18 protein-coding genes and 1 rRNA gene are annotated in these 21,951 nt (G+C 75.9%); 16 read left to right on the forward strand and 3 right to left on the reverse strand.

Translation table 11 applies throughout. The features are described 5' to 3' along the window. The 3 genes from rrf to ACYVG5_RS19465 form a co-directional block, all read left to right on the forward strand. A 5S ribosomal RNA gene (rrf, locus tag ACYVG5_RS19455) occupies positions 1 to 94 on the forward strand; the annotation flags it as partial. Between the two features lie 1,475 nt (positions 95 to 1,569). Continuing rightward, positions 1,570 to 2,619 (forward strand): tetratricopeptide repeat protein, encoded by a 1,050-nt coding sequence (locus ACYVG5_RS19460; RefSeq protein WP_460683459.1) that lies wholly within the window; start codon positions 1,570 to 1,572, stop codon positions 2,617 to 2,619. 84 nt (positions 2,620 to 2,703) lie between these two features. Continuing rightward, complete coding sequence (locus tag ACYVG5_RS19465) at positions 2,704 to 3,060, forward strand: single-stranded DNA-binding protein (RefSeq protein WP_222050345.1); 357 nt, start codon at positions 2,704 to 2,706, stop codon at positions 3,058 to 3,060. Between the two features lie 33 nt (positions 3,061 to 3,093). Here ACYVG5_RS19465 and ACYVG5_RS19470 read toward each other — a convergent pair whose 3' ends face one another. Continuing rightward, on the reverse strand, positions 3,094 to 4,404 hold the full coding sequence (locus ACYVG5_RS19470; RefSeq protein ID WP_222050344.1) for a DUF1015 domain-containing protein: 1,311 nt from the start codon (positions 4,402 to 4,404) through the stop codon (positions 3,094 to 3,096). A gap of 81 nt (positions 4,405 to 4,485) precedes the next feature. Here ACYVG5_RS19470 and ACYVG5_RS19475 point away from each other — a divergent pair, with 81 nt between their 5' ends. Next, on the forward strand, positions 4,486 to 5,643 hold the full coding sequence (locus ACYVG5_RS19475; RefSeq protein WP_222050343.1) for an HAD-IIA family hydrolase: 1,158 nt from the start codon (positions 4,486 to 4,488) through the stop codon (positions 5,641 to 5,643). A 65-nt stretch (positions 5,644 to 5,708) separates the two neighbouring features. On the opposite strand, the gene ACYVG5_RS19480 is transcribed toward ACYVG5_RS19475, so the two are convergent. Then, entirely contained in the window at positions 5,709 to 6,047 is a 339-nt protein-coding gene (locus tag ACYVG5_RS19480) for an SCP2 sterol-binding domain-containing protein (RefSeq protein ID WP_222050342.1), read from the reverse strand. A 279-nt stretch (positions 6,048 to 6,326) separates the two neighbouring features. Between ACYVG5_RS19480 and ACYVG5_RS19485 the strand changes: the two genes are divergently transcribed. From ACYVG5_RS19485 to recN, 4 genes are read left to right on the forward strand one after another with little or no spacing between them, the layout of a single operon-like run. Further along, on the forward strand, positions 6,327 to 6,482 hold the full coding sequence (locus ACYVG5_RS19485) for a hypothetical protein (protein ID WP_460683460.1): 156 nt from the start codon (positions 6,327 to 6,329) through the stop codon (positions 6,480 to 6,482). Next, a complete protein-coding gene (locus tag ACYVG5_RS19490) occupies positions 6,482 to 7,279 on the forward strand; it encodes a TlyA family RNA methyltransferase (RefSeq protein WP_222050340.1) in 798 nt (265 codons plus the stop codon). Before ACYVG5_RS19485 ends, ACYVG5_RS19490 begins: the two co-directional genes overlap by 1 nt. Beyond that, the gene (locus ACYVG5_RS19495) at positions 7,276 to 8,352 is read left to right on the forward strand and encodes an NAD kinase (protein WP_222050339.1); all 1,077 of its coding nucleotides are present in this window, start codon (positions 7,276 to 7,278) and stop codon (positions 8,350 to 8,352) included. The genes ACYVG5_RS19490 and ACYVG5_RS19495 overlap by 4 nt, the downstream gene beginning before the upstream one ends. After that, positions 8,327 to 10,150 carry a DNA repair protein RecN gene (recN, locus tag ACYVG5_RS19500; protein WP_222050338.1) on the forward strand — a complete coding sequence of 608 codons (1,824 nt, stop codon included), beginning with the start codon at positions 8,327 to 8,329 and terminating at the stop codon, positions 10,148 to 10,150. The genes ACYVG5_RS19495 and recN overlap by 26 nt, the downstream gene beginning before the upstream one ends. A gap of 105 nt (positions 10,151 to 10,255) precedes the next feature. Here recN and ACYVG5_RS19505 read toward each other — a convergent pair whose 3' ends face one another. After that, positions 10,256 to 11,161 carry a TetR/AcrR family transcriptional regulator gene (locus ACYVG5_RS19505; RefSeq protein ID WP_460683461.1) on the reverse strand — a complete coding sequence of 302 codons (906 nt, stop codon included), beginning with the start codon at positions 11,159 to 11,161 and terminating at the stop codon, positions 10,256 to 10,258. A gap of 204 nt (positions 11,162 to 11,365) precedes the next feature. Between ACYVG5_RS19505 and steA the strand changes: the two genes are divergently transcribed. Genes steA through ACYVG5_RS19545 form a run of 8 tightly spaced genes read left to right on the forward strand, consistent with a single transcriptional unit; the run spans position 11,366 to position 21,946 of the window. Then, the gene (steA, locus tag ACYVG5_RS19510; protein ID WP_222050336.1) at positions 11,366 to 12,550 is read left to right on the forward strand and encodes a putative cytokinetic ring protein SteA; all 1,185 of its coding nucleotides are present in this window, start codon (positions 11,366 to 11,368) and stop codon (positions 12,548 to 12,550) included. Next, positions 12,547 to 13,491 (forward strand): copper transporter, encoded by a 945-nt coding sequence (locus ACYVG5_RS19515; protein WP_222050335.1) that lies wholly within the window; start codon positions 12,547 to 12,549, stop codon positions 13,489 to 13,491. Before steA ends, ACYVG5_RS19515 begins: the two co-directional genes overlap by 4 nt. Continuing rightward, complete coding sequence (locus ACYVG5_RS19520) at positions 13,488 to 14,324, forward strand: hypothetical protein (RefSeq protein ID WP_222050334.1); 837 nt, start codon at positions 13,488 to 13,490, stop codon at positions 14,322 to 14,324. Before ACYVG5_RS19515 ends, ACYVG5_RS19520 begins: the two co-directional genes overlap by 4 nt. Continuing rightward, a complete protein-coding gene (gene murJ, locus ACYVG5_RS19525; protein WP_460683462.1) occupies positions 14,321 to 16,015 on the forward strand; it encodes a murein biosynthesis integral membrane protein MurJ in 1,695 nt (564 codons plus the stop codon). Before ACYVG5_RS19520 ends, murJ begins: the two co-directional genes overlap by 4 nt. Continuing rightward, on the forward strand, positions 16,008 to 17,201 hold the full coding sequence (locus ACYVG5_RS19530; RefSeq protein WP_222050333.1) for a glycosyltransferase family 4 protein: 1,194 nt from the start codon (positions 16,008 to 16,010) through the stop codon (positions 17,199 to 17,201). The genes murJ and ACYVG5_RS19530 overlap by 8 nt, the downstream gene beginning before the upstream one ends. Beyond that, positions 17,198 to 19,627, forward strand: a complete 2,430-nt coding sequence (locus ACYVG5_RS19535) for a hypothetical protein (protein ID WP_222050332.1) — start codon at positions 17,198 to 17,200, stop codon at positions 19,625 to 19,627. The genes ACYVG5_RS19530 and ACYVG5_RS19535 overlap by 4 nt, the downstream gene beginning before the upstream one ends. Next, entirely contained in the window at positions 19,611 to 21,341 is a 1,731-nt protein-coding gene (locus tag ACYVG5_RS19540; RefSeq protein WP_460683463.1) for a CTP synthase, read from the forward strand. The genes ACYVG5_RS19535 and ACYVG5_RS19540 overlap by 17 nt, the downstream gene beginning before the upstream one ends. Further along, the gene (locus ACYVG5_RS19545) at positions 21,341 to 21,946 is read left to right on the forward strand and encodes an NUDIX domain-containing protein (protein WP_222050331.1); all 606 of its coding nucleotides are present in this window, start codon (positions 21,341 to 21,343) and stop codon (positions 21,944 to 21,946) included. The genes ACYVG5_RS19540 and ACYVG5_RS19545 overlap by 1 nt, the downstream gene beginning before the upstream one ends. Positions 21,947 to 21,951: the final 5 nt, after the last annotated feature.

Below are 21,951 nucleotides of genomic sequence, written 5' to 3' on the forward strand. Positions count from 1 at the left end.
AACGCCCGGTCTCATTCCGAACCCGGAAGCTAAGCCTTTCAGCGCCGATGGTACTGCCCGGGGGACCGGGTGGGAGAGTAGGACGCCGCCGGACATCCTTTCGAAACGGGGGTCGGAGCATTGTGCTCCGGCCCCCGTTTTGCTTTTGTCTGCCATGTTCGCCCAGGCGTGGGCTCTGTTGCGCGTGCCCGTCCGTGGCGCGACAGTCGGACCGACGCCGCCGGGTGCGCCCCCAAGGGCGAGCGCCCGATGACCCAGTGAGGTACGTAGAACACCATGACAACTCCCCGACGAGGTCCGGCCGGTTCCGATCGTGGGCGCGGGGCGGGCGGTGGATCACGCGGTGGCAGCGCCGGCGGCTCGCGACAGAGTGGCGGCGGCGGACGCACCCCGCGCCCGGCTGGGCACCGGGGGGCTCGTCCTACCGAGGGCAGTCGAGAAGGTGCTCCAGGGAGGTCCGGGTCGTCACGTGACGATGCTTACCGCGCCCGCGGTGGTGCCGCTGGAGGCGAGTGGGGTGGCGGGTCGGCCGGCGGCCGGCCGCAGCGGGATCGTCGTCAGAATGGCGACCGCCCCCAGCGGGACCGCGTTCAAGGTGGGCGCCCGTCGGGTGACCGTCCGCAGGGCGGGGGTCGGCCGTCGGGTGATCGTCCGGCGTGGCAGGACCGGCGTCCCTCGGGTGACCGCCCGCAGGGCGGTGGCCGCCCGTCGGGTGATCGTCCGGCGTGGCAGGACCGGCGTCCCTCGGGTGAGCGTCCGCAGGGCGGTGGCCGTCCGTCGGGTGATCGTCCGGCGTGGCAGGACCGGCGCCCCTCGGGTGACCGCCCGCAGAGCGGGGGCCGCCCGTCGGGTGATCGTCCGGCGTGGCAGGACCGGCGTCCCTCGGGTGACCGCCCGCAGAGCGGGGGCCGCCCGTCGAGTGAGCGTCCGCAGGGCGGGGGCCGTCCGTCGGGTGATCGTCCGGCGTGGCAGGACCGGCGTCCCTCGGGTGACCGCCCGCAGGGCGGTGGCCGCCCGTCGGGTGATCGTCCGGCGTGGCAGGACCGGCGCCCTTCCGGTGAGCGTCCGCAGGGCGGTGGCCGTCCGTCGGGTGATCGTCCGGCGTGGCAGGACCGGCGCCCCTCCGGTGAGCGTCCGCAGGGCGGTGGTCGGCCTTCGGGTGATCGTCCGGCGTGGCAGGACCGCCGTCCCTCGGGTGACCGCCCGCAGGGCGGGGGCCGTCCGTCGGGTGATCGTCCGGCGTGGCAGGACCGGCGTCCCTCGGGTGACCGTCCGCAGGGCGGGGGCCGTCCCTCGGGTGATCGTCCGGCGTGGCAGGACCGGCGCCCTTCCGGTGAGCGTCCGCAGGGCGGGGGCCGTCCCTCGGGTGACCGTCCGGCGTGGCAGGACCGCCGCCCCTCCGGTGACCGTCCGCAGGGCGGTGGCCGTCCCTCGGGTGACCGTCCGGCGTGGCAGGACCGCCGTCCCTCGGGTGACAGTAACGAGCGCCCCACCCGTGACCGGCCGTCGTGGCAGGACCGGCGTCCCGGCCAGGATCGCCGCCCCGGCGGTGGGCGCCCCGCGGACACCGTGGCCGAACGGCGCCCCAGCGGGCCCGAGCTGCCGGAGTGGGCCGACGTGCGCGAGCTCGACCCGGCCGTCCGAACCGCCCTCCGCGGGCTCGAGTCGCGGAACGCGGAGACCGTTGGCCGTCACCTCGTCGCCGCCGGTGGCCTCCTCCGCGAGGATCCTGAGCTGGCGCTCGAGCACGCCCGGGCGGCCCGCGACCGCGCGTCCCGCATCGCTGCCGTACGCGAGGCCGTGGGCGTGGCTGCCTACCACGCGAGCGACTTCGCGGAGGCCGCGCGGGAACTGCGCGCCTACCGGCGGATGACCGGGGACGAGAGCTACCGCGCGGTCCTGGCCGACTGCGAGCGCGCCCTCGGCCGGCCGGACAACGCCCTCCGTCTGGTGCACGAGGCCCTCGACGCCAACCCCGAGCCCGACGAGGTCGTCGAGCTGCGGCTCGTAGAGGCCGGCGCCCGGCATGACCTGAACGAGCTGCCCGCCGCCCTCCTGGTCCTGGAAGCGGCCCTCGGTGGCCGCCCCACTCCCGGAGGACTGGGCCGGGCCGACCTCGGTCAGCTCCGGCTGGCCACCGCCTACGCCGACCTCCTGGAAGAGCAGGGCGACGGTGAACTGGCGGCCGAGTGGTTCGGCGCCATCGCCGCTGTCGACCCCGACGACCTGACCGGCGTCTCCACCCGCTTCGGCGATGAGGACGGCGATGAGGACGACGGGGAGGACGACGGGGATGACACGGACGAGCAGCGCGGCGGTGCCGAGGCGGCCGGAGCACAGGCTGAGCCTCAGGTTCAGGTTCAGGCTCCGGTCGGGGTAGAGGGGGAGGGCGCAACTCCGCAGCACGAGTTGATCGACGCCACGGGTGACGAGGAGTTCGACCTCGGGGACGCGGTGGAACCGGACGACGTCGAGGCCGAGGTCGCTGAACTGCTCGGTGAGGCACCGCCGGCGCGGGCGGTCCTCGAGGCCGACCACAGCCGCCTCTTCCAGGAGGCGCCGGGGCAGGCCGCGGACGAGGATCCCGGGCCGGGCGAGCAGGACCCTCCGACGAACTGAGCTACCGCGTCCACACCGGCCGGCGCCGTCCACAGTTGCCGGACGGCGCTGGCCGGGCCCCGTCCCCGGGGCGACTCTCGGGCCATGAGCCTGTCAGTCATCGACCGGAACGACGTCGTCCTGCGTGGCCGGCTGTCGGCATCCCCGGAGTTCCGCCCGCTGCCCAGTGGCGACACCCTCCTCGTGTTCAAGCTGGTCGTGCGGCGGGAGACCCCCCGCCCGCGCGGGCCGAAGTCCGACATCATCACCTGCGTCAGCTACCTCCCCGCCCTCCAGCGGTACGCAGCCGCCTGGACGCCGGACGACGTGGTGGAGGTCGAGGGGGCGCTGCAGCGGCGGTTCTGGCGGACCCCCACGGGCACCGCCATTGCTTACGAGGTCAACTGCCGCCGCGGGCGCAAGGTCCCGGGGGCAGCGCGGCGGGCGCCACGGACGGCGTGACCGCGTGCGGTCACGCCGTGTGCCGGCGGCCGGTCAGCCGTCGTGCGGTCGCAGTACCAACCCGGTCCGGGGCTTGGGCACGAACAGGGTCGACTTGCGGGGCATCCGCGCACCGGCCCGCGCGACGGCCGCCACGTCGGCCGGCGACGGCGAGTGCAGGAGGACGGCGACGCCGGCCCGCTCCCGTGCCGATCTCAGCGCCTCGTCGACGTCGTGGGCGACCAGCACCGACGCCGGGTCGTCGGAGCGGCCCCACAGCCGACCGAACAATCCGTGGTGGGCCAGCACCACGTCCAGTCCCCGCCAGGCCTCCGGCGCCTCCGCGGGGACGGCATCGCGCACCGCGCCGGTGGGTGCCGACAGCTCCGCCACCCGCTGTCCGTCGGTGACCAGGAACGTGGCCGGGCCAGGGCCCGCCGGCCAGCTCCGCAGGAACGCGTCCGTGTCCCCGTCGGGAGGGGTGAGCTCCCGGACCGTGAAACCGGCGGCGGCCGACGTCAGCGCCGTGTCCATGGTGAGGTCGGGCACCACCCGGTGAATCGCTCGCAGGTGCAGCCCGCCGGGTCCCATCGGGGTCACCAGCGCGAGAACGGCGCCGGCGTGCGCCGCACCACTGCGCTGGTGCTCCGTGGCGGCGGCGAACCGGTGGTGACCATCAGCGATGACCGCAGCGGTGCTCGCGAAGGCCGCGGTGAGCGCGTCCAGGACCGCCGCGTCGGTCACCCGCCAGAGCCGGTGCCGGACGCCGTCGGGATCGGCGACCTCCAGTGTCGGTGGCCCCACGGCCGCCGCCTGCGTCAGCGCCGCGACCGCGGCGTCGGTGTCGTGCGCCAGCACGATCGGCTCGAGGTCCGTGCGGGTCGCGGCCAGCAGAGCGCGGCGCCCCTCCACGGCAGGGGCATAGGTGTCCTCGTGCGGGAGCACCGCCGCGGACCCGCGAGGAGGGAGGGCGACCGCCCCGAGCCACCCCGTGGTGGCTGCTCGTCCCGGTGGTGCCATCTCGTAGCGCCAGAGCGCGGGCACCGGGTCGCGGACCAGGACCCCCTCGTCGAGCCACCGGTCGAGGGTCGCCGCGGCGGTCTCGGCCGGGTGGCGGTCACGCGCAGCACGACCGCCATCCTCGCGCTCGTTCGCCTCGACGTGCGGGAGGATCAGACGGACGATGTTGTGCGGGTCCTCCCCGGCCAGGCGCTCGCGGCCCGCCGCGGTCACCAGGTCGTAGGCCGGGGAACTGACCCTGGCCAGGTGCGAGGGATCGTGCCGCCGGTAGGTCAGCGCCCTGATGGGGCGGACCTGCAGCCCGTCGGGCCGGGGGAGCGGCTGGTCCACCGGCGGAACGGGCACACCGTCGATCGTAGGTCGGCGCCGGCCGATCGGCCCGAGGCGGCTGCGCGGCCTCCGGGCCCTGCGTGGTGCGATCGCCGGATGACCACCTCGCGCACCAGCCCCGCGGCGCGGCTCCACGGCAGCGCGGACCGTGCCCCCTCGCCCCTCGCAGCCGGCTCCGCCGAGCCGCCTGCGGTCCTCTTCGACGTGGCGCTGCTCGACCTCGACGGCGTCGTCTACGTCGGTCCCGCGGCCGTTCCCGGCGTTCCGGCCGCGCTCGAGGCCGCCCGCCGGGCCGGCATGCGCCTCGGGTTCGTCACCAACAACGCCGCGCGCACCCCGCAGCAGGTGGCCGACCACCTGACCGAGCTGTCCGTGCCCGCCGAGCCGGACGACGTCATCACCAGCTCCCAGGCAGCCGCCTCGGTCGTCGCCGCGCTGGTGGGTAGCAACGCACGCGTCCTGCCGGTCGGGGGCCCCGGCGTCGCCGCGGCGCTCACCGCCGCCGGGCTCACGGTCGTCGAGCGGGCCGAGGACGCCCCGGCCGCCGTCGTGCAGGGGTACGGGCCGTCGGTCGGGTGGACGCAGCTCGCCGAGGCCGTCGTCGCGGTCCGCGGGGGCGCGCGGCACGTGGCCACCAACGCCGATGCGACCATCCCCTCACCACGCGGCGTGCTACCGGGCAACGGGGCTCTCGTGGGAGTGGTCAGTGCGGTCACCGGCCAGCCACCGCTGGTCGCGGGCAAGCCCGACCCGGCGATGCACGCCGAGTGCGTCCGGCGCACCGGCGCCCGGCGCCCCCTTGTGGTCGGCGACCGGCTCGACACCGACATCGAGGGTGCCCGCCGCGCCGGGGCGGCCAGTCTGCTGGTGCTGTCCGGTGTCACCGGGCCGCCCGAGATGCTCGCCGCGGGGCCGGACCACCGGCCCGACCTGCTCGCCCGGGACGCCGCCGGCCTGCTCACCGTGCACCCGCCGGTGGTGCCGGTCGACGGGGGATGGCAGTGCGGAACCTGGCGGGCGCGCGCCGGCGGGCCGGGCGTGGTGACGCTCGTGGCAGGAGGCGCGGTCGGCCGTGGAGCCGACCGCGACGCACCCACCCGGGCGGGCAGCTCCGGAGACGACCTGGACGGGCTGCGGGCGCTCGCCGTCGCCCACTGGGCGGCGGCCGGGGAGCGGCCTCAGCCGGCCGTCGTGCGGGCCGGCGACGACGCCGCTGCGCAGGCGGTGACCGCCTGGGGCCTGGAGGTGCCGTGAACCCGTCCGCGGGATGCATGCCGGCATGCGCCGTGCGTGGGCCGGTGCGTCGCCCACGCCCGGGATCAGAGCATCGAGCGGAGCCGGAGCATGTCGCGGAGCCCGGCTTCCAGCTTGACCCGTCCGCTGGCCCACGCCGGCGTGAACGACAGCTGCCCCGACGTGAGCGCCAGGAGGTCGTCGCTGGACATGGTGAGGCGGATGTCCGCCTTGGGCGCCGACGGGCCGTCCGGAACGGCGGTCAGGTCGTGCACCGACCCGCCGGCCAGCCGCCCGCGCACCAGCTGGCCCAGATCGGTCAGCCGGCAGGAGACCGAGCGGTCCAGGCCCCGGGCGCCGTCCGAGGCGGCCAGCCGGCCGACGAAGCCCTCCAGGGCGGTCATGCACTGCTCGAGCGTCGCCACGTGCGGGGTGCCTCCTCCGGCGGACCGATCGCGGACGCGGCGTCCACGGGGTCGGACGGGGACGCTACCTCCCGGCTCCGGGTGCGGATCCCGATCGCCGGTCGCCGGCGGTGGCCGCCCGCCGGCGACCGTGCACGGTCGGTTCGGGCCGGTAGCCTCGGACGAGCCCGACCCTGGCGCTGACCGCCCGACGGAACCGGAGGAGGACCTGTGACCGAGCCCCACCCGCAGCACCCGGTTCCGGGGTCGCAGCATCCCGTCCCGGGCCCTCCGCGTCCCGTGCCGGCACTCCCGCGCGACGATGCCCTCGGGTCCGAGCAGCCCGCCGACCCGTTCGCCGGTCTCGCCGGGCAGCCAGTGGCCGAACACGTCGCTGTGTACGAGGCGGAGCACGACCGCCTGCGGCGCGAGCTGTCGACCATCGATCAGCTCTGATGGCACGACGCAGCCGGCTCGACGCCGAGCTCGTTCGCCGTGGTCTCGCGCGGTCGCGGGAGGACGCGGTCCACCTGATCGCCGAGGGGCGCGTGCTCGTCTCCGGACAGGCGGCCACCAAGCCGGCCACCGGCGTGGAGGCCGGCACGCCGGTGCTCGTCCGCACCGACCCCGACGAGCCCCGGTGGGTCAGCCGGGGTGCCCACAAGCTGCTGGGCGCACTGGCGGCCTTCCCCGTCGAGGTCGGCGACCGCCGAGCGCTGGACGCAGGTGCGTCCACCGGAGGTTTCACCGAGGTGCTGCTCAGCCGGGCCGCCCGTGAGGTCGTCGCCGTCGACGTCGGGTACGGCGAGCTGGCCTGGTCGCTGCGCACCGACGAGCGGGTCGTGGTGCACGAACGCACCAACGTCCGCGACCTGTCGCCCGGGACGATCGGCGGGCCGGTCGACCTGATCGTCGCCGACCTCTCCTTCATCTCCCTGCGCCTGGTGCTGCCTGCGCTCATCGCCTGCGCCACGCCCGACGCCGACCTGCTCCCCATGGTCAAACCGCAGTTCGAGGTGGGCCGGGACCGGTTGGGCGCCGGGGGAGTGGTCCGGGACCCGGCGTTGCGCGCCGACGCCGTGCGCACCGTGGCGCGGGCCGCGGCCGACCTCGGCTGGGGCACCGCGGGAGTGGTGGCCAGCCCGCTGCCCGGCCCCGCCGGGAACGTGGAGTTCTTCCTCTGGCTGCGGCGGGACGCACCCGCACCGGAGCCGGCCGACATCGAACGAGCAGTCCAGGAAGGACCCCAGTGAGTCAGAGCGCCTCCTCGCCGCCGGAGCAGGCGACCCGGCGGGTGCTGCTGGCCGTGCACACGGGCCGGGCCGACATCGTCGAGCTCGCCCGGGCAGCGGCCGCCCGGCTGGCCCGGGCCGGCATCGTGGTCCGGGTGCTGGACGACGAGTCCGTCGCGCTGGCCATCCCCGGCGCCGAGGTCTGCGCCTTCGGCCCGGACGCAGCCCTGGACGCCGAGATCGTTCTCGTCCTCGGTGGCGACGGGACGTTCCTGCGCGCCGCCGAACTGGCCCGGGCCACCGACGCCGCACTGGTCGGGGTCAACCTCGGGCGGGTCGGGTTCCTCGCCGAGACCGAGCCCGAGACGGTCGAGGACACCCTCAGCGCTGTCGAGCACTGCCGCTACGAGGTCGAGGAGCGGCTGACCATCGAGGTCGCGGTGCTCGACGCCGACGGCCGTCAGGTGGGGGCCACCTGGGCGCTCAACGAGGTGTCGGTGGAGAAGGCCGAACGCTCCCGGGTCCTCGATGTGGTGCTGGCCATCGACGGTCACCCGCTCACCAGTTTCGGCTGCGACGGCGTGCTGTGCGCCACCCCCACCGGGTCCACCGCCTATGCGTTCTCCGCCGGCGGCCCGGTGGTGTGGCCCGACGTCGACGCGCTGCTCGTGGTGCCGACCAACGCCCACGCCCTGTTCGCCCGGCCGCTGGTCACCTCGCCGACCTCGGTGCTCACCGTCGCCGTGCCTCCCGACGGCAACCGGGCACGCATCTCGGCCGACGGCCGCCGCATCATGGAGGTGCCCGACGGCGGCCGGGTCGAGGTGCGCCGCTCCGACCGGCCCGTCCGCATCGCCCGGGTCAACCACACCTCCTTCGGTGACCGGCTGGTGGCGAAGTTCGGGCTGCCCGTCCGCGGTTTCCGGGACGCCCGCTCGCACGGCCCCGGCCACGAGGCCCCGGGCTGGCGCAGCGTTCTCGACCGGGAGATCACCGCCACCGACGGCACCACGGCGCCCCGGGGCGTTCCCGGCCCGCAGAGCCGGCACCACGGGCAGGAGGTGACCGGTGGCGACCAGGACGGCCGGGCGTGAGTCCGTCAAGAAGTCCGGGAAGGCCCCGACGCCACCGGCCCCTGACCCCGTCGGCGCGGCACCGGGCAACGGCGCGCTCGCCGAGCTGCACATCCACGGCCTCGGGGCCATCGACGACGTCACCCTCGAGCTCGGGCGCGGCCTGACCGTCGTGACCGGCGAGACCGGTGCCGGCAAGACCATGGTGGTGACCGGGCTGACCCTGCTGTTCGGCGGCCGTGCCGACCCCGGCCGTGTCCGGGCCGGTGGCCGGGCCGGCGTGGAGGGCCGGCTGCTGCTCCCACCCGAGTCGCCGGTGTGGGCCCGGGCCGCCGACGCCGGCGGCGAGCCGGACGAGGACGGCACCCTCATCCTGGCCCGCACGGTGAGCGCGGAGGGGCGCTCGCGGGCGTATCTCGGCGGCCGGAGCGTCCCGGTGGGCGTGGTCGCCGAGCTCGCGGAGGACCTGCTGGCCGTCCACGGGCAGACCGACCAGCTCCGGCTCACCCGGCCCGCCGAGCAGCGGCGCGCGCTCGACCGCTACGCCGGTCCCGAGCACCTCGCCCTGCTCGACGAGCACCGTGCCGCCCACGCGCACTGGCGCCGGCTGGCCGACGATCTCGACCGCCGGCGCAGCCAGGCCCGCGAGCTCGCGCAGACCGCCGACGTCCTGCGGCACGGTCTCGAGGAGATCTCCGACTTGGCCCCCGAGGCCGGGGAGGATGAGGCGCTCGACGCGCAGGCCACCCGGCTCGGTGACGCCGACGCGCTACGGGCGGCCGCCGACGAGGCCCGGCTGGCCCTGGTCGGCGACGTGACCGGCGACTTCGGTGGGGGAGCTGAGCTCCCGCAGGACGCCACCACGTCCCTCGCCGTTGCCGAGCGGGCCCTGGCCGGTTCCAACGACCCGGCGCTCGTCCTCCTGTCCCGGGACCTCGCCGACGCCGTCGCCGTGGTGTCCGACGTCGCCGTCCAGCTGGCCGGCTACGTGGCCGACCTGGATGCCGACCCGGCCCACCTGGCCGAGGTGCTCGACCGGCGCGCCGCGCTCACCGCGCTGGTCCGCAAGTACGCCGACCCCGGCGAGGGGTTGGCCGGGGTGCTGGCCTGGGCGGCCGACGCCACGGACCGGCTGGCCCAGCTCGACGTCTCCGACGAGGCGCTCGAGGCCCTGACCGCCGCCCGGGACACCGCCCGCGAGGAACTGGCCGCGCTGTCGGCCCGGGTCACGGCCGGCCGCACCGCCGCCGCGGAAGGGTTCGCCGCGGAGGTCGGCACCGAGCTGGCCGGACTCGCGATGAAGAACGCCCAGGTGTCCTTCCGGATCGACACCGACGCGGACCACCCGGGCCCGGAGGGCGTTGACGAGGTCGCGCTGCTGCTGTCCCCGCACCCGGGCGCACCGGCCCGGCCGGTGCACAAGGGCGCCTCCGGCGGGGAGCTCTCCCGGGTCATGCTCGCCATCGAGGTGGTCTTCGCCGGCGCCGACCCGGTGCCGGTGATGGTTTTCGACGAGGTCGACGCCGGTGTCGGCGGGCAGGCCGCCGGCGAGATCGGGCGGCGGCTGGCCCGGTTGGCCCGCGAGCACCAGGTCGTCGTGGTCACCCATCTGGCGCAGGTCGCCGCCTTCGCCGACAACCACCTCGTGGTGGACAAGTCACCGGACACCGCGCAGGGCGTCACGGCCACCGACATCCGGGCCGTGGACGGCGAGGACCGGGTCCGGGAACTGGCCCGGATGCTGTCCGGACTGGCCGACAGCGACACGGGGCAGGCGCACGCGCGGGAGCTGCTCGCCGTCGCGGCGGGGCGGCAGTAGCAGGGCCCGTTCCGCGACGGGCGGGGAGGAGGGGGAACGCGGTTTGTGGCCCCCTCCCGGGTCCCGGCCCGAGCTTGCGAGGGTTGGGGAGGAGGGGGTCCTTTCTCAGCGGCGCTTGGCGTACCCGGCCAGGCCGAACTGGAGCAACGCCAGCCCGCGGCGGCCCGTGGCGCGCAGCTCGGCGACCAGCTCGGGCCCCGAGGCGCCGGCCAGCACCCGATCGCGGGCCAGCTCCAGCATCGCGGCGTACAGCCCGAGCACCGCGTGCGCGGCCAGCCACGGCTCGAGCGCCGCCGCCGGGGAGTGCGTCTCCAGCGCGATCTCCTCGGCCAGCGCGTCGGTGAGCGTGCCGAGGATCTCCCGCTCCCGCACCTGCAGGGTCCGGCTGCCCCGGATCACCCGGGCCATCTCCGCCACGCCGTCGGCTGCGGCCGGCGAGCCCAGCTGGCTCACCGCCGCCACGACGAAGCTGCCGGCGGCCGCGGCTGCGGACTCCCCGGCCGGACGGCGGCGCACCGCCGCGACCAGGGCGGCCCCCATCGGCGGGTCGGCCTCGAAGACCAGCCCCTCCTTCACCGGGAAGTGGTTGAACACCGTCTTCTCCACGACCCCGGCGCGCTGGGCGATCTGCTGCACGCTGACGGCGTCGAAACCGCGCTCGCTGAACAGCGCGGCCGCGGCGTCCACGATCGCCTCGCGGGTCTGCTGGTGCCGCACCTCGCGCTTGTTCGGGCCGCTGCGGGTCCGCCCCCGGCCGGCCTTCCGCGGGACGCCCGCGGCACCCTCCGCGGGGACGTCGGTGCCTCTCCCGACGGATTCCGGGGCGGCGGCCGTCCGGACGGCGAACTCGACCACCTGGGCGGTCCCGTCTGACTCCGGCGAGCCGGCCGGTCCGTCGCCGGCGCGCTCCCCGGGCGCGGTGCCGGGGGCCCCGGCCCGCGCTGAACCGACGTCACCGACCTCCTCGACGTCGTCGCCGTACCCGGGCACCTCGGCCACCACGTTGCCCACGACAGTCGCTGTACGCGGCTGTGCGGCCGCCCCACCAGTCACGACAGTCACGCTAGTGACGGACCGATCACCCTTCCGCGGAGCTGGCGCGACGCCGCGCCGGGCGTGTCGCGTCGGACCCGGTGTCGTTCACCGAGCGTGATCGAATCGTTGCAAACGCGCGTCGGCATCGGGTCGTCGACCCGCCCATGGGAGCATCGGGAGATGCGCATCGGCACCGTGCGGCGCGGTAGGGCGTCCGAGACGGCACCCGGGGTGAACGGGACCGTTCGCGTCGACCGCCGGACCAAGAACCTGACCAAGCGGCTGCGGCCCGGCGAGATCGCGGTGATCGACCACATCGACATCGACCGGGTCAGCGCCGACTCGTTGGTCGCCGGCAAGGTCGGCGCCGTGATCAACGCGGCGCCCAGCATCTCCGGGCGCTATCCCAACCTCGGTCCCGGGATCCTCGTCGCGGCGGGGATCCCGCTGATCGACGGCGTGGGCAAGGACGTCCTCACCCGGATCAAGGAGGGCGCGGCGGGTCGCGTCGAGGGCAATCAGCTGTTCATCGGCGACGAGGTGGTCGCCGAGGGCGTGCGGCAGGACGACGACTCGGTCGCCGCCGCGATGGCCGAGGCCCGCACCGGACTCTCCGCGCAGTTGGAGGCCTTCGCCACCAACACCATGGAGTACATGAAGCGCGAGCGCGCGCTCCTGCTCGACGGGGTCGGCGTCCCGGACGTCACGACCACCATCGACGGCCGGCACGTGCTGGTCGTGGTCCGCGGCTACGACTACAAAGAGGACCTCCAGGCCCTCCGCCCCTACATCCGCGACTACCGGCCGGTCCTCATCGGTGTCGACGGCGGCGCCGACGCGATCAAGGAGGCCGGCTACCAGCCGGACATGATCATCGGCGACATGGACTCGGTCAGTGACTCCGTGCTGCGCTGCGGGGCCGAGGTGGTCGTGCACGCCTACCCCGACGGGCGGGCGCCCGGGCTGAAGCGCGTGCAGGACCTCGGCGTGGACGCCATCACCTTTCCGGCGGCGGCCACCAGCGAGGACATCGCGATGCTCCTGGCCGACGAGAAGGGAGCGACCCTGATCGTGGCCGTCGGCACGCACGCCACGCTGGTGGAGTTCCTGGACAAGGGTCGCGGCGGCATGGCCTCGACCTTCCTCACCCGGCTGCGGCTGGGCGGCAAGCTGGTCGACGCCAAGGGGGTCAGCCGGCTGTACCGCAGCCGCATCTCGACCCCCACGCTGGTGGTGCTCGTCCTCGCGGCGTTCCTGGCGATCGGCTCGACGCTGGCGGTGTCCACCGCGGGCCGGGTCTACCTCGACCTGCTCATCGACCAATGGGACAGCTTCGTGTTCTGGCTGGAGAACCTCTTCTCGTGATCGACTTCCGTTACCACCTGGTCTCCCTGATCGCGGTCTTCCTGGCCGTGGCGCTGGGAATCGTCATCGGGACCACCCAGCTCAACGGCCCCGTGCTGTCGAACCTCGAGGCGCAGGTGACGGCCCTGCAGGAGGACAAGCGCCAGCTCGAGGACGAGACCCAGCAGCTGCAGATCGCGCTGGACGAGGACGGCGCCTTCGACGAGGCCGTCGGCCCGACGCTCGTGCAGGACACCCTCGCCGGCCGCAGCGTCGTCCTGGTCGTCGGCAGCCCCGACGTGCCCACCGACGTCGTCGAGGGCGTGACGGCGCTGCTGGGCAGCGCCGGGGCCACCGTCACCGGCAGCATCCGGCTCGCCGGCGCCTACAGCGACCCCGACACCGCCAGCAGCCTGCAGTCCTACGTGACCGGCCCCGGACGGCCGCCGGGTGTCGTGCTGCCCGAGACCGACGACACCGGGGAACTGGTGGCCGCGCTGCTGGCCGGCGTGCTGATGGTGCCCGCCGACGGTGCGGCACCGCCCGATCCCGGCGCGACCTCCTCGGTGCTGGCCGGGCTCGAGGAGCTCGAGCTGCTCAGCCAGGACACCACCTCGGTGAGCCCCGCGAACTTCGCCGTCCTCCTCACCGCGGGTGGGTACCCCGAGGACGAGGACGCAGCCGAGCGCAACGACGCGCTGATCGACCTGGTCACCGCGCTGGACGCCCGTGGCTCGGGCGCCGTGGTGGCCGGGGACTCCACGTCGGCGACCGAGGGCGGCCTGGTCGCCGCGGTGCGTGCCGACGCCGCGGTCACCTCGGACGTCTCCACCGTCGACAACGTGGAGACCCCGGCCGGCCGGATCACCACGGTCCTCGCCGTCGCCGCCGAGGGACGCGGCACGTCGGGTGCGTACGGCACGGGCGAGGACACCCTGCCCGTTCCCGTTCCCGCGCCGTGACCGCCGGGCGTCGTCTCGCGCTCGCGGCCGGGGGCGCGCTGGCCGCGCGGGCCGGGCTGGCCGCGGCCGCGGTCCTGGACGCCGGGCCGGCCGGGGCCCGCTGGCAGCGCACCAACTACGCCCGGCGCCCGGTGACCCTGCTCGGCGGGCCGGTGCTGGCCGCCGCCGCGACCGGCACGGCCATCGCGGGCGCCCCGGCGGGGCAGCGGGTCGCCGCGGCGCTCGTCGGCACGGTGTCCGGTCTCGTCGGCGGCTACGACGACCTCGCCGGTGCCCGGCCGGAGCAAGCTGCGGACAAGGGCCTGGCGGGGCACCTGGCCGCGCTGCGGGCCGGGCGGATCTCGGCCGGCGCGGTGAAGGTGGCCGGCATCGGGGCCGCGGCCGCGGTCGCGGCCGTGCTGACCCGGCGCGGCGCCGGCGGCTCCGCACTCGTCGACGGCGTGCTCACCACCGGCCTGGTGGCCGGGACGGCGAACCTGCTGAACCTGCTCGACCTGCGTCCCGGCCGGGCCGGGAAGGCGGCCGTCGGTCTGGCCGTGGCCGGCGTGGGTGGGCCGGCGGGTGGCCTGGCGGCCGGACCGCTGGGCGCCGCGCTCGGTGTGCTGCCGGCCGACCTGGGCGAGCAGGTGATGCTCGGTGACTGCGGCGCGAACGCCGTCGGCGCCCTGCTCGGGCTCCGGTTGGCGGCGCTGCCCGGCCGGCCCGTCCGGATCGCGCTGCTCGGTGTGGTCACCGCCCTGACGCTGGCCAGCGAGAAGATCAGCTTCACCCGGGTGATCGAGTCGACGCCGGGGCTGCGGGAGCTCGACCGACTCGGCCGCCGCCCGGCGTGATCCCGCAGCCGGGCCTGCCGGCCGCGTCGCGCCTCCCTTCCCCGCGCGGCCGCCGGGCGCTGACGGGCGTCGCCGCCGCGGCGCTGCTGATCTCCGTGCTCACGCTGCTGGCCCGGATGGCCGGTTTCGGCCGCACGCTGGTGTTCACCAACACCGTGGGCGCCGGCACCACGGGCGACACCTACGTGGTGGCCAACAGCGTTCCCAACATCGTCTTCGAGGTGGTGGCCGGCGGCGCGCTGGCCAGCCTCGTCGTCCCGATGCTCGCCGGCGGGATCGCCACCGGCGACCGCGAGCAGGTCCGCCGCACCGCCTCGGCGCTGCTGGGCTGGACCCTGCTGCTGCTGGTCCCGCTGGCGGTGCTGCTCGCCGTGCTGGCCCGGCCGATCGCGGCGCTGCTGCTCGGCGCCGACTCCGCCGACTCCGCGCAGGTCGACCTCGCCGCGCGCTTCCTGCTGGTGTTCGCCCCGCAGGTGGTGCTCTACGGCATCGGCATCGTGCTGACCGGCGTGCTGCAGGCCCACCGGCGGTTCGCCGGCCCGGCGCTGGCGCCGCTGCTGTCGTCCGTGGTCGTCGCCGGCGCCTACCTGCTGTTCGCCGGCATCGGCGGGGGGCGGCAGATCGCCGACCTGTCGACCGCGGCCGAGCTCGTGCTGGGGGTCGGGACGACGCTCGGCGTGGTGGCCCTGAGCCTGTCGTTGCTCGTGCCGCTGCGCCGCCTGCGGCTGGGGCTGCGCCCGGCGCTGCGGTTCCCGGTCGGCGCCGCCCCCCGGGTCCGGCGGCTCGCGCTGGCCGGGGTGCTCACCCTCGCCGGGCAGCAGCTGGTCGCCCTGGTGGCGATCCGGCTGGCCAACGACGGCGCCCCTGCCGGCACCCAGGTCACCTACCTCGCCGGCATGACGGTCTTCCTGCTGCCCTGGGCCGCCCTCGCGGTGCCGCTGGCCACCTCGGCCTACCCGGGGCTGAGCGAGCGGGCCGAAGTGGGGGACGAACCCGGCTACCGGCGTGCGCTGGCCCCGGTGCTGGTGCTCACCGTCGTCTCGGCGGCGGTGGCGGCCGCCGGCCTGGTCGCGGTCTCCGGCCCGCTGGCCCGGGTGTTCTTCGCCACCGAGGACGGCAGTGGCCCGGCGGCGGCGCTGCAGGCCACGATCGTCGGCTTCGCGCCCGGGCTGCTCGGTTACGGACTGGTGGCGCTGCTGTCCCGGGCCCTCTACGCCCGCGGGCTGTGGCGCGCGCCCACGGCCTGCGTCGCCGGTGGCTGGCTGGTCGCCGTGGTCGCCGACATCGTGCTGGCCCGGGCCTTGCCGGCGGCGGACCGGGCCTGGGCGCTCGGGGCCGGGCACAGCGTCGGAGTCACCGTGGCCGGGCTCGCGCTGCTGGTCGTGGTGGGCCGGATCGCCGGACCCGGGGCGCTGGCCGGGCTGGCGCGCACCGGACTGCCCGCGCTGCTCGCCGCGGTGCTGGGCGGGGCCGCGGGGGTGCTGGTCGCGCGCCGGCTGGGCGCCGACCCGGTCCCTGACGACGGCGTCCTCGCCGCACTGGGCGTCGGGGCGCTGGCCGGCAGCGCCGTGCTCGTCGTCGCCGCGGCGGTCATGATGGGAACCGCCCGTCGGCCCCTGAGATCGGCGGTGCGCGGGCTGCGGACTCCGACAGCTCCCGACGGCACGGACGCGGAGGTGGCGGATGGCTGAGTCGAGGCAACGGCCCGGTGGGGAGCCGGCGCCGCAGCCGCGCCCGCTGGCGGAGCGACGGATCGCGGAGGTGCTGGCCACCAGCACCGGCGGCGTCGGCACCCATCTGCGCTCGGTGCTGCCCGCGCTGGGCCGGGCCGGTGCGGCCGTGCGCGTGTGCGGGCCGCTCGCCACCGAGGAACTGTTCGCCTTCACCGCCACCGGAGCGGACTTCCGCCCGGTCGGCATCTCCGCGGGGCTCGCCCCGCTGGCCGACCTGCGCGCGGTGCTCGCGCTGCGCCGGGCCACCACCGGCGCGGACCTGGTGCACGCCCACGGGCTGCGCGCCGGGCTGGTCGCTGCCGCGGCGCGCCGGCTGGCCGGGGAGCGGGCGCGGCCGCTCGTGCTCACCCTGCACAACGCGCTGCCCGAGGGCGGTGGGCTGCGCCGGCGGGTGCTCCAGGCGGCCGAGCGGGCCACCATCCGCGGCGCGGACCTGGTGCTGGCCGCCTCCGGCGACCTGGCAGCCAACGCCCGCCGGCTCGGCGCCCGCGACGTGCGGGTCGCTCCGGTCTCGGCGCCACCTCTCCCGCCGGCCCAGCGCAGCCGGCCGGAGGTGCGCCGCGACCTGGGCCTGGACGACGACCTGCGGCCGCTGGTGGTGGCCGTCGGCCGGCTGCACCCGCAGAAGGGGTACGACGTCCTGCTCGACGCGGTGCAGCGCTGGACCACCGATCCGCGGTTGCGGTCGGCGCCGCCGCGCGTGGTGATCGCCGGCGACGGCCCGCTGGAACAGGCGCTGTCCGAGCAGATCGGCGCCCGGCGGCTCCCGGTCAGCCTGCTGGGCCGGCGCACCGACGTCGCCGACCTGCTCGGCGCCGCCGACGTGTGCGTGCTGCCCTCGCGGTGGGAGGCGCGGTCGTTGACCGCCCAGGAGGCGCTGCGGGCCGGCACGCCGCTGGTCGCCACCCGGGTCGGCGGGATCCCCGAGCTGGTGGGCGACGCGGCGGACCTGGTGCCGGACGGGGATGCCGCCGCCCTGGCCGACGCCGTCGCCGCGGTCCTCACCGACCCCGGGCGGACGGCGCGGCTGTCCGCGGCCGGCCTCCGCCAGGCGGCCAGCTGGCCCGACGAGGCCGGCACCGCCCGCCAGCTCGTCGCCGTCTACCGCGAGCTGCTCGGGCCGCCCGGCGGGCCGCACCGGTGACCCCCGCCGCGCGGCTGGCCGGGCTGCTGCTCGCGGTGGGGATGCTCCTGGGGCTCGCCGCACCGGCCGCCGCCGCTGCCGGGGACGGGGCGGACGGCGCCGCCGCCGACCGGCGGGCCGCCCGGGTGCTCGTCGTCGGCGTCCCCGGCCTGGTGTGGGGGGATCTGGACCCCGACCGCACCCCGCAGCTGTGGGACCTCGCCGAGGGTGCTGCCATCGGGGCCATGTCGGTGCGCGCCGCCCGGTCGACCACCTGCCTGCTCGACGGCTGGGCCACCCTGGGCGCGGGCAACCGGGCGCGTTACCCGGGGCCGCCCGAGCCGATCCCGCCGGTCCCGGTCGAGAACGAGGCGGGCGGGGCGACGGACGACGCCGGCGGTGCGCCCGACGACGGCGAGCCCCCGGCTCTCGACGCGTCCTTCTCCTTCTGCGGGCTGGAGCAGCAGACCGCCTCCCTCGGCCTGCACCAGCCGCAGACCACCCTGGAACGGATCGCCGAGGACGAGGCCACCGCCCGCTTCGGCGCCGAGCCCGGCGCGCTGGGGGGTGCGGTCGGCTGCGCCACCGCCGTCGGTCGGGCCGCGGCGCTGGCCGTCGCCGGGCCCGACACCGAGCTCACCGTGCACCAGCGGCTGCCGGCCACCGCCGAGCAGATCGCCTCGCTGCTCCTTCCGTGCCCGCTCACGGTGATCTCCCTGGACCAGCTCACCGACGCCGGCCGGCCGAGCCCCGACCAGACCGACACCGGTACGCAGCCCGCGCCCCGGCAGGGTGCGCTGGCCGACATCGACCGGCAGGTCGGCCTGCTCCGCGACGCGGTGGCCGCGCTGCCGGGGGAGACGCTGCTGCTGCTGCAGGGCATCTCCGAGGTCAACGACGGCCGTGCGCAGCTGCACGTCGGCCTGGTCTCCGGCGCGGGCACGAGAACCGGGTGGCTCACCTCGGCCAGCACCGGCCGGGCGCCGTTCGTGCAGCTGATCGACGTGGCCCCCACGGCGCTGCGGGCGCTGGGGATCGACCAGCCGGCGTCCATGAACGGCCAGCCGATGACCGTGGCCGGCGACCGGCCGGCGCTGCCGGCGGCGATCGCCGAGCTCACCGACGCCAACATCCGGGCCTCGACCCACTACCGCAGCACCAGCCTGTTCTTCTCCTGCCTGGTGGTCGTCAACGCGCTCCTCGTCGCCACCGGGATGCTGGTGCTCGGCGGGTGGGGGCGGCCGCTGTCCCGGTGGCCGCTGCGGTCGGCCGGCCTCCGGTGGCGGGCGGCGCTGCGCGCCGGCTGCCTGGTCGCCGCCGCCCTCCCGGTGGCCACCTACCTGGCCAACGCCCTGCCCTGGGAGCACGCCGCCTCGCCCCGCTGGGCACTGGCCGGTGCCGTCCCCGCGGTCGCCCTGCTGGTCGCGCTGGTCGCCGGGCTCGGTCCCTGGCGCCGGTCGCGGACCGGCCCCGCGGTCGTCGTCCTCGCCGTCACCCTGGCCACGCTGGTCGGCGACGTGCTCACCGGCTCGCACCTGGAGCTGGACGGGCTGCTCGGCTACGACGCGATCGTCGCCGGGCGCTTCGTGGGGTACGGCAACCTCAGCTTCGGGCTGTTCTCGGTCAGCGCGCTGCTGCTCACCGCAGCGGCCGCCGCCGTCGTCGCCCGCTCCGGCCGGCGCGGCGGCGCCGGGGACGGCACGGACCGGCGGGACGCCGCACCCGCCGACGGTGGGCCCGGCCGGGCGAGGTGGCTGCTGCCGGTGCTGGTCGCCGGCGCGGCCGCCGTGGTCGTGATCGGCGCACCGGCGCTGGGCCGCGACTTCGGTGGCGTGCTCGCCGCGGTGCCCGGGTTCGTCGTCCTGGGCATGCTGCTGGCCCGCATCCGGGTGACCGTCGGCCGGCTGGTGGCCGTGCTCGCGGCCGCCGTCGTCGTGGTGGGCGCCGTGGCGGTGCTGGACTGGCTGCGGCCGGCGTCCGAACGCAGCCACCTGGGGCGCTTCGTCGCGCAGCTCCTCGACGGCGAGGCGTGGACGGTGGTGCTCCGGAAGGGGCAGGCGAACCTCGGCATCCTGACCGGCAGTCCGCTGGCCTGGCTGCTGCCGGTGGCGCTCGGGGCGGCGCTGTGGCTGCTGCGCCCCGGCGGCCTGCTCCGCAGCCGTCCCGGCGCCGGACCGGCCGGGTTGCCGGCTGCCGATGCCCGCGTGCTCCGGTCCGGGCTGACCGCCGTCGCGCTCAGCCTGGTCGTGGCAGCCGCCGCCAACGACTCCGGCGTCGCCGTGCCGGCGACGGCGGCCGCTCTGCTCCTCCCGCTGCTGGTGTGGCTGGTCGCCGGGACGCTCCCGCCGTCGTCCCCGGACGACGGCGCGGCCGACGGCACCCCGGGTTCGACCCCGGGTGGTGGTTCGACCCGTGTTAGCGTGAGCGCCCGTGGGTCGACTGGCTGAAGCTCGTGATCGCGGATCTCTCTCCAACTCCCAGCCGACGAAGTTCGTCTTCGTCACCGGTGGCGTCGTGTCGTCACTGGGCAAGGGACTGACCGCCAGTTCGCTGGGCGCGTTGCTGTCCAGCCGCGGGCTGCGGGTCACCATGCAGAAGCTGGACCCGTACCTCAACGTCGACCCGGGGACGATGAACCCGTTCCAGCACGGCGAGGTCTTCGTCACCGAGGACGGCGCCGAGACCGATCTGGACATCGGGCACTACGAGCGCTTCCTCGACACCGACCTGACCGGCCGGGCGAACGTGACCACCGGGCAGGTCTACTCCGACGTGATCGCCCAGGAGCGGCGCGGGGAGTTCCTCGGCGACACCGTGCAGGTCATCCCGCACATCACCAACGAGATCAAGTCCCGGATCATGGCCGTCACCGCCGCGCCGGACGCGGCCCGGGTCGACGTGGTGATCACCGAGATCGGTGGCACCGTCGGCGACATCGAGTCGCTGCCCTTCCTCGAGGCCGCCCGCCAGGTCCGGCACGAGATCGGCCGGGACAACTGCTTCTTCCTGCACATCTCGCTGGTGCCCTACATCGCCCCCTCCGGTGAGCTGAAGACCAAGCCCACCCAGCACTCGGTCGCCGCGCTGCGCAGCATCGGCATCCAGCCCGACGCGCTGGTCTGCCGCTCCGACCGGGAGATCAGCGACGGGCTCAAGCGCAAGATCAGCCTGATGTGCGACGTCGACGCCGACGGGGTCATCTCCTGCCCGGACGCGCCGTCGATCTACGACATCCCCCGGGTGCTGCACCGCGAGGGCCTGGACGCCTACGTCGTGCGCCGGCTCGGCCTGCCGTTCCGGGACGTCGACTGGACCGTGTGGGGCGACCTGCTGGACCGGGTGCACGCGCCGAAGCAGACGGTGACCGTGGCCCTGGTCGGCAAGTACATCGATCTGCCCGACGCCTACCTGTCGGTCACCGAGGCGCTGCGCGCCGGTGGGTTCGCGCACCGCTCGCGGGTGGAGATCCGCTGGGTCCCCTCCGACGACTGCGAGACCGCCGAGGGCGCCAAGGCCGCGCTGGCCGGCGCCGACGGGGTGTGCATCCCCGGCGGGTTCGGGGTCCGCGGCATCGAGGGCAAGCTCGGCGCGGTCCGGCACGCCCGGGTCAACGGCATTCCGCTGCTGGGGCTCTGCCTGGGCCTGCAGTGCATGGTCATCGAGGCCGCCCGCGACCTGGCCGGCATCTCCGACGCCAACTCCAGCGAGTTCGACCCGGACACCCAGCACCCGGTCATCGCGACCATGGCCACCCAGGTCGACGTGGTCGCCGGCACCCGCGACATGGGCGGCACCATGCGGCTGGGCAGCTATCCCGCCGCCCTGCAGAAGGGCTCGGTGGTGGCCGCCGCCTACGGGTCCACCGAGATCACCGAGCGGCACCGGCACCGCTACGAGGTCGCCAACGCCTACCGCGACCAGCTGTCCGCCGCGGGGCTGGTCTTCTCCGGCACCTCACCGGACGGCACGTTGGTGGAGTTCGTGGAGCTGCCCGCCGACGTCCACCCGTTCTTCGTCGGCACCCAGGCCCACCCCGAGCTGAAGAGCCGGCCCACCCGGCCGCACCCGCTGTTCGCCGCGTTCGTCCACGCCGCCATCGGCTACCAGGACGCCGCCCGGCTGCCGGTGCCCGACGACGAGAGCGAGAAGGTCGGCATCTGATGGCTGCAGCACCCGACGGAGCCCGTCACGACTACGAGGTGCTGGCCTCCGAGGAGGTCTACCAGGGGCGGGTGATCTCGCTGCGCCGGGACACCGTGGCCATGCCCGGCGGTGGCGACAGCAACCGGGAGGTCGTCCACCACCCCGGCGCGGTGGGGGTGGTGGCGCTCGACGACGAGGGCCGGGTGGTCCTGCTGCGCCAGTACCGGCACCCGATCGGGGAGCACCTGTGGGAGCTGCCGGCGGGCCTGCGCGACGTGGACGGCGAACCGCCGCTGGAGACGGCTCGCCGCGAGCTGGCCGAGGAGGTCCAGCTGTCCGCCGAACGGTGGTCGCTGCTGGCGACCCCGTACTCGACCCCGGGCTTCTGCGACGAGATGGTGCTGGTCTACCTCGCCGAGGGGCTCACCGACGTCGCCCTTCCCGACGGGTTCACCGTCGAGCACGAGGAACTGGACATGACGATCGAGCGGGTTCCCCTCGCCGACGCCGTCCAGCAGGTCTTCGACGGGCGGATCCGCAATGCCCTCGCCGTGATCGGGGTGCTCGCCGCGGCCCAGGCCAGGGCCACCGCTCCGCAGCTGCGCCCGGTCGACGCGACCTGAGGGCG

It is taken from the genome of Modestobacter lapidis (assembly GCF_054780755.1).

Bases quoted from the DNA above. Each gene is read 5' to 3' on its own strand.
- ACYVG5_RS19545 (WP_222050331.1), top strand. From the start codon at position 21,341: ATGGCTGCAGCACCCGACGGAGCCCGTCACGACTACGAGGTGCTGGCC.
- ACYVG5_RS19490 (WP_222050340.1), top strand. From the start codon at position 6,482: ATGGCACGACGCAGCCGGCTCGACGCCGAGCTCGTTCGCCGTGGTCTC.
- ACYVG5_RS19530 (WP_222050333.1), top strand. From the start codon at position 16,008: ATGGCTGAGTCGAGGCAACGGCCCGGTGGGGAGCCGGCGCCGCAGCCG.
- ACYVG5_RS19475 (WP_222050343.1), top strand. From the start codon at position 4,486: ATGACCACCTCGCGCACCAGCCCCGCGGCGCGGCTCCACGGCAGCGCG.
- steA (WP_222050336.1), top strand. From the start codon at position 11,366: ATGCGCATCGGCACCGTGCGGCGCGGTAGGGCGTCCGAGACGGCACCC.
- ACYVG5_RS19465 (WP_222050345.1), top strand. From the start codon at position 2,704: ATGAGCCTGTCAGTCATCGACCGGAACGACGTCGTCCTGCGTGGCCGG.